The sequence below is a fragment of the Streptomyces sp. NPDC031479 genome (assembly GCF_055581065.1).
The window spans coordinates 224,335-233,992 of record NZ_JBVIKC010000004.1; the positions used below are offsets into that span (position 1 = coordinate 224,335).

The 9,658-nt window shown below is 72.4% G+C and carries 10 protein-coding genes; 3 read left to right on the plus strand and 7 right to left on the minus strand.

From position 1 onward, the window contains the following. Window positions 1–90 precede the first annotated feature (90 nt). Together ACZ5D2_RS07435 and ACZ5D2_RS07440 are read left to right on the plus strand one after the other, a co-directional pair. Window positions 91–555 carry a Crp/Fnr family transcriptional regulator gene (locus ACZ5D2_RS07435; protein WP_371680170.1) on the plus strand — a complete coding sequence of 155 codons (465 nt, stop codon included), beginning with the start codon at window positions 91–93 and terminating at the stop codon, window positions 553–555. Between the two features lie 224 nt (window positions 556–779). Further along, a complete protein-coding gene (locus ACZ5D2_RS07440; protein WP_371680168.1) occupies window positions 780–1,223 on the plus strand; it encodes a subtilase-type protease inhibitor in 444 nt (147 codons plus the stop codon). Between the two features lie 90 nt (window positions 1,224–1,313). Here ACZ5D2_RS07440 and ACZ5D2_RS07445 read toward each other — a convergent pair whose 3' ends face one another. Further along, window positions 1,314–2,159 carry a GNAT family N-acetyltransferase gene (locus ACZ5D2_RS07445; protein WP_371680167.1) on the minus strand — a complete coding sequence of 282 codons (846 nt, stop codon included), beginning with the start codon at window positions 2,157–2,159 and terminating at the stop codon, window positions 1,314–1,316. 121 nt (window positions 2,160–2,280) lie between these two features. On the opposite strand from ACZ5D2_RS07445, the gene ACZ5D2_RS07450 reads away from it, so the two are divergent. Then, the gene (locus tag ACZ5D2_RS07450) at window positions 2,281–3,009 is read left to right on the plus strand and encodes an SIR2 family NAD-dependent protein deacylase (protein WP_371680166.1); all 729 of its coding nucleotides are present in this window, start codon (window positions 2,281–2,283) and stop codon (window positions 3,007–3,009) included. A gap of 30 nt (window positions 3,010–3,039) precedes the next feature. Here ACZ5D2_RS07450 and ACZ5D2_RS07455 read toward each other — a convergent pair whose 3' ends face one another. From ACZ5D2_RS07455 to ACZ5D2_RS07480, 6 genes are all read right to left on the minus strand, one after another. Further along, window positions 3,040–3,522: a VOC family protein gene (locus tag ACZ5D2_RS07455; RefSeq protein WP_371680165.1), complete on the minus strand. Its 483-nt coding sequence runs from the start codon at window positions 3,520–3,522 to the stop codon at window positions 3,040–3,042. 117 nt (window positions 3,523–3,639) lie between these two features. Then, window positions 3,640–7,200, minus strand: a complete 3,561-nt coding sequence (locus ACZ5D2_RS07460; protein ID WP_371680164.1) for a bifunctional glycosyltransferase/CDP-glycerol:glycerophosphate glycerophosphotransferase — start codon at window positions 7,198–7,200, stop codon at window positions 3,640–3,642. Between the two features lie 183 nt (window positions 7,201–7,383). Then, entirely contained in the window at window positions 7,384–7,758 is a 375-nt protein-coding gene (locus ACZ5D2_RS07465) for a hypothetical protein (protein WP_266836800.1), read from the minus strand. Between the two features lie 79 nt (window positions 7,759–7,837). Next, complete coding sequence (locus ACZ5D2_RS07470; RefSeq protein ID WP_371680163.1) at window positions 7,838–8,287, minus strand: roadblock/LC7 domain-containing protein; 450 nt, start codon at window positions 8,285–8,287, stop codon at window positions 7,838–7,840. A gap of 71 nt (window positions 8,288–8,358) precedes the next feature. Beyond that, window positions 8,359–9,123: a transcriptional regulator gene (locus ACZ5D2_RS07475; protein WP_371680162.1), complete on the minus strand. Its 765-nt coding sequence runs from the start codon at window positions 9,121–9,123 to the stop codon at window positions 8,359–8,361. Further along, window positions 9,120–9,533 (minus strand): hypothetical protein, encoded by a 414-nt coding sequence (locus tag ACZ5D2_RS07480; protein WP_266836806.1) that lies wholly within the window; start codon window positions 9,531–9,533, stop codon window positions 9,120–9,122. Before ACZ5D2_RS07480 ends, ACZ5D2_RS07475 begins: the two co-directional genes overlap by 4 nt. Window positions 9,534–9,658: the final 125 nt, after the last annotated feature.

Sequence of the window (9,658 nt, forward strand, 5' to 3'; positions counted from 1 at the left end):
GCACCGGGCCGCGGCATGCCGTGATCCGGGCCGGGGTCGGCGACACTGGGGAGACCAGCAGGTTGCGGGGGGTCGTGATCGGAGGCTGTCGTGAGCACACCTTCCCCCATCCGCATCGCCGCCGTCCTGTCCGCCGAGCACCGCGGGCGGCTGATGTCCCACGCGCGCGAGGTCAATTTCCCCGAGGGCGCGAGGCTCTTCGACGAGGGCGGCCCGGCGCGGTCCTTCTGGATCGTCCGCTCGGGCACGGTGACCCTGGAGATCCCCCTGCCCGGCCGCAACCGGCCGGCGCCCGTCGAGAGCCTGGGACCCGGGGAGCTCGTGGGCTGGTCCTGGCTGTTCCCGCCGTACGTGTGGCAGCTGAGCGCCGAGGCGATGACCCCGGTACGCGCCTACGAGTTCGACGGCGAGACGGTACGGCTGCTCATGGACGCCGACCCGGCCTTCGGCTCGGCCGTGGGGCACTGGGTCGGACGGGTCCTCGCCGTGCGGCTCCACCAGACCAGGACCCGGCTGCTGGACCTCTACGCCCCCCGCACGGGGGCCACCCGCTGACCGGCCCGAGCTCCGCGGTCGCCGTGCCAACCCCTTTCCGGGGGGTGTGTTCAGCCGATTCGGCGGTCCGCTCCCCCACAGGTCACGACGGGTGCCGTCGCTGCGGACTGCACACATGCGCTCACGATCGGTGACGAGAAACAGCGGTACGAACGGGCGTTCACGCTCCGGATCGGCAAGACTCCCGTCCGTTATCCGAAACACCGAGCCGAGGAGTGTTCGAAATGCGGTCCATCACCAGGAGCCTGGGACTGGCTTCCGGAGCAATGGCGCTCACCGCCCTCACCGCGCTGGCCGGCACCGGAGCCGCCGACGCGGCTCCGTCCGGTGCGCAGAGCATGTACGCGCCGTCCGCGCTCGTGGTCAGCGTGACGGCCGGACCGGACGCCGCCCACGGTACGGTGCTGCGGGCGGTGACGCTGGTGTGCGCGCCCCGGCCGGGCGGCACCCACCCCGACCCCGCCGCCGCCTGCTCCGAGTTGAAGGCGAACGGCCCCGCCCTGGACGCCCTCACCGCGCCCCGGCCCAACGTCAGGTGCACCAGGGAGTGGGACCCGGTGACGGTCACCGCCGACGGCGTGTGGCAGGGGCGCCGGCTGAGCTACACCTACACGTTCGCCAACCCGTGCGGCCTGCACGCCAGCACCGGAGTGCTGTTCGGCGTCTGAGCCCCGGGTCCCGGCCGGGCCCCCTCCCCCCGGTGCGCCGGGCGGCGCCGTGCGACCGCCGTCCGGCCCCGCGCCGCGGCGGCCCGGCCCTCAGCCCAGTTCGAGACTGGTGACCCCGTACAGTCCGGCCGTATCCACATCGGGCGCCGGGCCGGTGTACATGCGGGCCGTCTCGAACGACGGGAGCAGCCCGAGCCCGGCCAGCAGGGTGGCCGCGGCGGGGTTCACGTCGGGCGCGTCCACCGCGACCTCCCCTCCGGGGGCGTACCCGGCGAGCCCCCGCACCAGGGCGGCGGCCACCTCCGGGGTGGCCGCGTAGAGCGGACCGATCCGGGAGGCCGCCCCGCACGGCCGGATCACGCCGAGGCCCTCGATCCGCCCGTCGCGGACGGCCGCGAGGGCGGTCCGGCCGGGCAGGGCGGTCCAGGCGGAGAGGAACGCGTCGCGGGGCGCCGGGAAGAACCGGCGGTCGTAGGCGGCGAGCCGGTCGAACGGCAGCGAGGCCGCGTCGACGGTCCGCACGGCGCCGTCCTCCCCGCCGGCGTCCGGGACCCCCTCGAAGCGGATGTTCGTCCAGGCGGAACGGAATCCGGACTTGCGGTAGTTGGCCTGCTGCTCCACCACCCCGTCGAGGCCGGTGAGCCGGCCGGCCAGCCGCTCCGTCGCCGCGTTCCACAGCCGCAGGCCGTACCCCCGGCCGCGCTGGTCGGGGCGGACGATGTAGAAGCCGATGAACCCGTACGAGGTGCCGTAGCGCACGGCGGAGACGCAGGCCACCGGATCCCCGTCGAGGCGTCCGACGAGGAAGCCCTCCGGATCGGCCACCGCGAAGGCGAAACGGTCGCTGTCGCCCGGGTTCCAGCCTTCCGCCTCGGCCCAGCCGCGCAGCAGTTCCATGTCGGCGGCGCTCGCGCCGCCGATCTCGAATCCCGTCATGTCCGGTGTTGTACCAGACCGCGGGGGGCGCCGCAGCAGGGCCTGACCGGCCGTCAGGAGCCCGGCCCGCACGCGGCAAATGGGGTCGCGGGCCGGAGCGGCGCCCGCGTAGGGTCGGCGCATGGGAAAGCCGCTCGTCGCAGTGTTCAGTGGGGCAGGGATGTCCACCGATTCCGGGATCCCGGACTACCGGGGGCCGCAGGGTCTGTGGAGGCGTGAGCCGGACGCCGAGAAGCTCGTGACCTACGAGTACTACATGGCCGATCCGGAGATCCGCCGGCGCTCCTGGCTGATGCGCGCCGAGGTCTGGGCCTCCGCGCCCCGGCCCAACGCGGCACACCTGGCCGTCGCCGAGCTGGAACGCGGGGGCACCCCGGTGCGCGTGGTCACACAGAACGTGGACGGGCTGCACCAGCTCGCCGGGATGCCGGCGCGCAAGGTGTTCGAGCTGCACGGGTCGGCCCGGTCGGTGGTCTGCACCGGCTGCGGTGCCCGGACCGGGCTGGAGGAGGCGCTGGCCCGGGTCTCCGCCGGGGAGCCGGATCCGGCCTGTCTGACGTGCGGCGGAATCCTGAAGACGGCGACCGTGATGTTCGGGGAACGGCTCGATCCCGAGGTCCTGGCGCAGGCCGTGGCCGTGGCCAAGGGCTGCCGGGTCTTCATCGCCGTCGGTACGACCCTCCAGGTCCAGCCCGCCGCCTCGCTGGCCGGGATGGCGGCGGAGGCGGGGGCCCGTCTGATCATCGTGAACGCGGAGGAGACCCCGTACGACGCCCTGGCCGACGAGATCGTCCGCGAACCGATCGGCACCGCCCTCCCGTCCCTGCTGGCCCGCATCGCGGCGGGCTGAGACGACCGCCCCCGCGGCCCGCCCGGAGGTTCAGCCCCCGTCGGCGGCCCGGCGCATGGCGGTGGCGTCGAGTTTCTTCATCTTCATCATCACGGCGGTGGCGCGGGCCGCACGGGCCGGGTCCGGGTCGGCCACCAGGTCGATGACGCCGGGCGGGATGACCTGCCAGGACACGCCGAAGCAGTCCTTGACCCAGCCGCAGGCGCCCTCCTCGCCGCCGCCCTTCGTCAGGGCGTCCCAGTAGTAGTCGGCCTCCGCCTCGTCCTGGCAGTGGATCTGGAAGGAGATGGCCTCGGTGAAGGGGAACTGGGGGCCGCCGTTGAGGCCGATGAACTTCTGGCCGTTGATCTCGAACTCGACGACCATCACGTCACCGGCCCGGCCGGGCCCGGCCTCGTTGTAGCGGGCGGTCCTGCCGCGCCGGCCGTCCTTGAAGACCGACAGGTAGTGGTCGGCGGCGGCCTCCGCGTCGCCGTCGAACCACAGGCACGTGGTGAAACCGGTACTGGCCATGACTGCCTCCCTGCGAGGGGTGGGGTGCGGCGGCTGCCGTCCCCCACCTACAGACAGGTCCCGCGCCCCGAACTCATCGGTGGGCGCGGGACCGGTCCGTACTTCCACCCGTACGGGCTACATCGCGAGCATCCGGTCCACGACGCGGGCGGCGGCGTGGCCGTCGTCCAGGTCGCAGAACTCGGCGCGGAACGCCGCCCGCGCCCCCGCGTACTCGGCGCCCACCGCGTCCGAGTCGCGCACGGCGGCGATCAGGCTCGGCGAGTCCGCCAGGAGCGGTCCGGGGGCCTTGGACTCCAGGTCGAAGGTGAAGCCGCGCAGCGTGTCGCGGTAGTGCTCCAGGTCGTACGTGAACAACAGGATCGGCCGGTCGGTCAGCGCGAAGTCGAAGAGCGCGGAGGAGTAGTCCGAGATCAGCACGTCGGCGACGAGCAGCAGGTCGGTGGTGTCGGGCCAGCGGGAGACGTCGACGACGAAGCCGTCGCGCACGCCCTCGCGGACCTGTTCGCCCACCTTGTGGTGGCCGCGCACCAGCAGGACGTGGTCCTCGCCGAGCTCGCGGCGGGCCGCGTCCAGGTCGATCCTCAGGTCGAGCTTGTACCCGCCGGTCCAGCCGAGGCGGTTCTCGCGCCAGGTGGGCAGGTAGAGGACGACCTTCTTGCCGTCCGGCAGGCCGAGCCGGCGTCTGACCTCGGCGATCCGTGCCGCGTCGGGGCGCACCAGGGCGTCGGTGCGCGGGCTGCCGGCCTCGATGACCTCGCCCTGGTAGCCGAGGGCCCGCCGGAGGATGGGCGTGGCGTACGAGCTGGGGGAGGCGAGCAGCGACCACTGGGCGCTGTCGTGCTGCAGCCCCTCCAGCACCTCGGGGCTGGTGTAGTAGTCGTGCGTGAAGTCGTAGCCGATCTGCTTCAGCGGCGTCCCGTGCCAGGTCTGTACGACGGTCTGGCCGGGGCGGCGGGAGAAGGTCGGCGGAACGCTGTCGTTGACGACGTAGTAGCGGGCGCGGGCCAGGACCTCCCAGGCCTCCATGCTGTCGTACTGGACGGCGCGCGCGGTCGGCGGCACCTCGGCGCGGCCGTCGCGCACCAGCCAGACGTGTTCCAGCTTCTCGCCGCGGCGCAGCAGCTCCTCGTGGACGGCGCGGGGCGAGTCACCCGCGCCGTTCCCCTTGAAGGTGTCGTAGACGACCATGTCCTTGACCGGCAGGGCGCGCTGCGCGGGGTAGGTCACGTCGCGGGCGACGCGCTGGGCGTAGTGCGAGCGGTCGTGCGGGCTCAGGACCGGGTCGCAGACCAGCGCCATCCGGTCGTGCAGGCGGGCTTCGACGCGCATGCGGCGGCCGAGGACGGTGATGGCGTGCGGTCCGGAGGTCAGGACGGGCGCCACGAGCTGGACGGGCGCGCCGCGGTCGACGCCGAGCAGGCCGGCGGTGGATCCGCCCTGGGCCGCCGGGCGCAGCGTGGGCCACCAGCGGCCCTGCGGGAGGCTGGTGCGGCCGGCGTAGGGCTCGGGGAGCACGGGCTCGAAGGAGGCCTCGAAGCGGTCGCCGTCCCGGGTGACGGGGTAGCTGAACTCCATGCCGTACTGGTTGTGCAGGACGAGCTCGTACGGTTCGCCGGCGGTGCTCGCGGGCGCGCGGAAGGTGCCCCCGAGGGTGAGGACGCCCTCCTGGGCGGTGACCGTGTCGACCAGCGGCGGGGAGGCCTGGACGGAGAGGATCAGGTGGCCGGTCATTCCGCGCTTGGCGAAGACGGTGCGCTCGGCGGGATCGCCGGGGATCGGGGCGACCAGGCTGGTGAAGCCGCCGCGCTCGTCGTGGGCGAGGGGGTGGCGGGTTCCGTCGGCGCGGACCACGGAGAGGTTCCACGGCCGGGGACGCCATCCGCCGGCCTGTCCCCCGCTGTCGGGTACCTCGCCCAGGACGGCGAGCGGCACGGTGACGGTGAAGGGGATCCGGCCGCCGGGGCGGGCCGCGGAGGTGGTGAGCGGGAAGGTGAGGGTGGTGCCGGCCTGCGTGGCCTGCAAGGTGGCGTCGGTGCCGGCCTCGGCGGCGAGCTCGCCGGTGAGCTCCAGGGCGTCGTCGCCGGTGGCGCGGACGTCCAGGACCCGGGCGCGGACGATCTCGACCTGGACGGTGAGGACACCGGAGACGGTCGGCAGGATGCGCACGTCGGGGGTGGCCCAGTACGGCGGCGGGGTGAGTCCGCTGTCGTGTTCGCCGCCCTTGAGACGGGCGCGGTGCAGGCCCCCGGCGCCGGTGACGGCGATGGAGGTGGACCATATGCCCTCGCGCCACTTGCCGCCCGACTGGAAGACGGTGGGGTCGACGACGGCGCTGAAGCCGGCCCAGTCCGCGTGCCGCAGGGCGAGGTGCGGGCTGTTGACGGTGGCCATCGGGGAGGCGACGGTGCGGGTGTTGACGACGGTGCGCCGGCGCTTGCCGTTCTCACGGAAGATCAGCATCTTGCGGGAGCCCAGGCGGCTCTCCGCGCCCATGTGGCCGGGCAGGGCGTAGCCGCGCAGCAGCAGCTTGCCGTCGCTCCAGGCGACCTGCTCCACCCGGCTCACGACGCGGCGCTCGCGCGGGCCGAGGGTGAGCAACTTGGCCGGGACGGGCGCCTTGAGGAAGGGGTAGTCGGCCTGCGGGCGGGCCAGTCCCTTGACCGGAACGCTGTAGGTGAAGTCCTTCTGGTGCTGGACGAGGGCGATGAACTCCTCGACACGGCCTTCGCGGGCCAGGTAGGCCTTGAGCCGGTCGGCGACGGTGAGGTCGCTCCAGGGTTCGGTGCCGATCTCCCGGATGAGGCCGCCGACCTCCTTGACGAAGGCGGCGCGGAACTCGGGACCGGCCTCGCCGACGTACTTGTAGATGAGGGGGAGTTCCTCGCTCAGCACGTTGCGGTCGTAGTCGCGCAGGTAGCGGGCGTACTTCTCGCCCTGCTTGCCGAGGAGGGCCTCGCGGACCAGGCGGACGGAGGTCACGCGGTCGGTGAGGGAGACCGGGTCGGTGGCGCGCTGGGTGATGGAGCGCTCGCCGGTCTCGCGGACCCGCCAGTGGTAGACGACGTCGCCGATCACGTCGACGCTCTTGGCGAAGTAGTGGGCGGGGATGCTGACGGGAGCGTCCTCGTAGAGGATGCCCTCCGGGTACGCGAAGCCGTGCTCTTCCCAGAAGCTGCGCCGGTAGACCTTGTTCCACGCGGTGCGGTCGGTGACCAGCGCCGGGAACTTGGAGATGTGGGTCTTCAGCCGGGTGTTCGCGAATGCGATCCGGTGGCCCCAGGACTGCTGCATGCCGACGGATCGGAAGCGGCGGACGTTGCCGCCCGCGAAGTCGGAGCCGGTCTTGTCGAGGGCCGCGATCAGCTTCTCGTAGGCGTACGGCGGCATGGTGTCGTCGCTGTCCACGAAGGCCACGTACTCGGTGCCCTCGGCGAGGTGGCGGAAGCCCACGTTCCGGGCGGCACCGAGACCCGCGTTCTTCTGGAGGACCACCCGGAACCGTTGGTCACGCTCCGCGAAGTTCTTCGCGATGACGGCGCTCGCGTCCGTGGACCCGTCGTCGACGATCACGACCTCGAAGTCGTCGAACGTCTGAGCTGCGATGGACTCCAAGCACTCGTCGAGGTAGAGCTCGACGTTGTAGACAGGTACGACGATGCTCAGGCGCGGGGGCATGGGTGGCAGGTTCTCCAGCGTTTTTTGCTTTGTCGATGAGTTAATGATCAGCTGATTACAGCATCTTACTCTGTAACAGGATGATAAAGTCCGCCCATCCCGGACATATCAGTGGGGGCCGCCGGGGCGGACGGCAAAGAATTCGACCGCCCGCCACCGCGCCGTCACGACCCCTCGGGTGCCTCAGATCTCCAGCTCGGCCTCGATCTTCCTCAGCTGGTGCCGCGCCATCGCGAGATTCGCCCGTCCCCGGTCGAGGGCCAGGTAAAGGAAGAAGCCGCTGGAGCCCCTCGCCTTCATCAGCCGGATCAGGTGGTACTGACTGCCGAGAGTGATCAAGATGTCCTCGATCTCGTCGTTCAGCCCCAGCATCTCCATCGTGCGGACCTTCGCGCGGACCACGTCGGTGTTGCCGGCGGCGGCGACCGAAAGGTCCAGGTCCTTGCTGCCTCCGATGGTGCCGAGGGCCATGCCGCTGCCGTAGTCCACGAGGGCCGCGCCGAGCGCCCCGTCGATGGTGGTGGTGGCTTCCTTGAGGGCGGTTTCCACGTTGGCCATGGGGGTTCCTCTTTCTGCTGTCGCTTGTCCGTTGTGCGTGAGGGTCTGACGTGCTGTCGTTTGCCAAGAGAGAAGAAGGTCAGGAGGGCGGGCCCGCCGGGCCGAGGGCCGGCGGCGTCGCGGGGCCCCGCCGGCCGAGGCTGCGGTCGATCAGCTCGGTGATCCGCAGGCTGGAGCGGCGCGCCTCCAGGTGGAGCCGTCCGACGTTGACGCGCGGCTCCGCGATCAGGGTGAGGACGGCCGTCTCGCCGGCGGCGTAGGTGGCGACGTATCCGTTCTCCCCGCGCACGAGGAGCTCGCGGAAACCGCCCTGACCGGTGCAGTCGCTGAGCCGCTGGGCGACGCCGAGGGCGGCCGCGGTCAGCGCGGCGACGGACTCGGCCTCGGTGGCGGCGCTGTCCTGGGCGAGCACCAGTCCGTCGGCGCTCGCGGCCAGGGCTCCGGTGAGCTGGGGGACACGGGCCCTCAGCCGCCGGAGCTCGGCGAGTATCTCGGCTTCGGCCTCGGCGGGCACCATCGCCGTGTTCATGTCGGCCTTCCTCCCTTCGAGCGGCCTCCGCTCGGAACGGTCGGCTCGCAGAACCGGTCGCAGCGGGAGCCTCACAGACTTGCCTCCAGTGCGTCGCGTAACCGGCGGAGCAGAGCCACGTCCGGGGATTGGGACTCGGTGATCCAGTCGGGCAGGGGGGCGGCCGGAAGCGGGACCGGCCGGGTACGGGGAGTCTCCACGAGCCCGGCGGCCGCGAGTCTTCGCACGTCGAGCAAGGTGTGGAAGGCGGGCCGGCCGAGTACCCAGGCCAGGTCCGCGGGGGTGCGCACGCCGTCGGCCTGCCCCAGGAGGATCCGCTGCCGCGCGGTGACCGTCTGCCCGGGCGCGGCCTGCCGGGGCACCACCGGGGATATGTCGAGCAGCGGGTAGGGCCACACCGCGTCCAGCAGCTCGCGGCGGCGGCGGGTCTCGCGCTCGACGGCCTCGGCGGGGACCGAGCGGACGGAGCCGATCCAGTGGGTGGCGCCGCGGCGGAAGCGGGACGGGCCGCTGCCAGGCGAGAGCGCGAAGAAGGCTGCGTCGAAGATCGCCGCGAGGTGACAGATCTCCAGTTCGCCGTCCGCGAGCCCTCCGCTGTCCACGAGGAAGCGGGCGACCTGACGGCGGCCTCCGGCCTCGTCCACCGCCTCCTTCCAGCGCTCGGGGGCGAGGCCTCCGCCGGTGGTGAGCAGGACGTCGAGGCCCGGGGTGGAGGGACTCTCGGCGTGGACGACGCGGCCGTCCTCCAGGAAGAGGGTCCCGCGGTCGCGGAGCAGGGCGCCGGTGGCCCGTTCGGCGGCGAGCCGGGTGAGCAGCGGGGAGACGGCGGTGGTCATCTGAGCACCAGCCCTTCGGCCAGCGCACGGAGTCTGAGGCGGGCGAGGGCGAGGTTGCCGTCGGTCCGGTCGAGCCAGAGGTGGAGGAAGACGCTGCTGTCGAAACTCGTCTCGACGAAGCGGAGCACGTGGTAGCCGGTGCGCGTGGTGACGATGAGGTCCTCGACGGGCGGTCCCGCCGCGGCGGGACCGCCGACCGCGCCCGGCTCGCCCGGCGCGGGGGCGAACGACTCGTACTCGGCCGCCGCCCGGGCCAGCTCCGCAGTCTCGGCGGCGGTGGTCTCGTGGTCACCGACGGGCGACTCCCCTGCCGTGCCGAGGGCCAGTCCGCTGCTCCAGTCGACCAGCGCGGCCCCGCGCGCACCCGGCAGGGCCATGGCTTCGAGCAGGCATTCGTCGATCCCGGGCACGCGGGCTCCCCTCCCGGCCGCACGTGCTGAATGCACGGTCCTACGGCGCGACAAGAAGGGAACTTACTCAACTTCCACTCTGCGAAAAGGCGTTCTGGCATTTTCCGCTGGAACATGCGCGGTCG

Coding starts and splice junctions, on each gene's coding strand:
- ACZ5D2_RS07440 (WP_371680168.1), top strand. CDS start 780: ATGCGGTCCATCACCAGGAGCCTGGGACTGGCTTCCGGAGCAATGGCG.
- ACZ5D2_RS07445 (WP_371680167.1), bottom strand. CDS start 2,159: ATGACGGGATTCGAGATCGGCGGCGCGAGCGCCGCCGACATGGAACTG.
- ACZ5D2_RS07450 (WP_371680166.1), top strand. CDS start 2,281: ATGGGAAAGCCGCTCGTCGCAGTGTTCAGTGGGGCAGGGATGTCCACC.
- ACZ5D2_RS07455 (WP_371680165.1), bottom strand. CDS start 3,522: ATGGCCAGTACCGGTTTCACCACGTGCCTGTGGTTCGACGGCGACGCG.
- ACZ5D2_RS07460 (WP_371680164.1), bottom strand. CDS start 7,200: ATGCCCCCGCGCCTGAGCATCGTCGTACCTGTCTACAACGTCGAGCTC.
- ACZ5D2_RS07465 (WP_266836800.1), bottom strand. CDS start 7,758: ATGGCCAACGTGGAAACCGCCCTCAAGGAAGCCACCACCACCATCGAC.
- ACZ5D2_RS07470 (WP_371680163.1), bottom strand. CDS start 8,287: ATGAACACGGCGATGGTGCCCGCCGAGGCCGAAGCCGAGATACTCGCC.
- ACZ5D2_RS07475 (WP_371680162.1), bottom strand. CDS start 9,123: ATGACCACCGCCGTCTCCCCGCTGCTCACCCGGCTCGCCGCCGAACGG.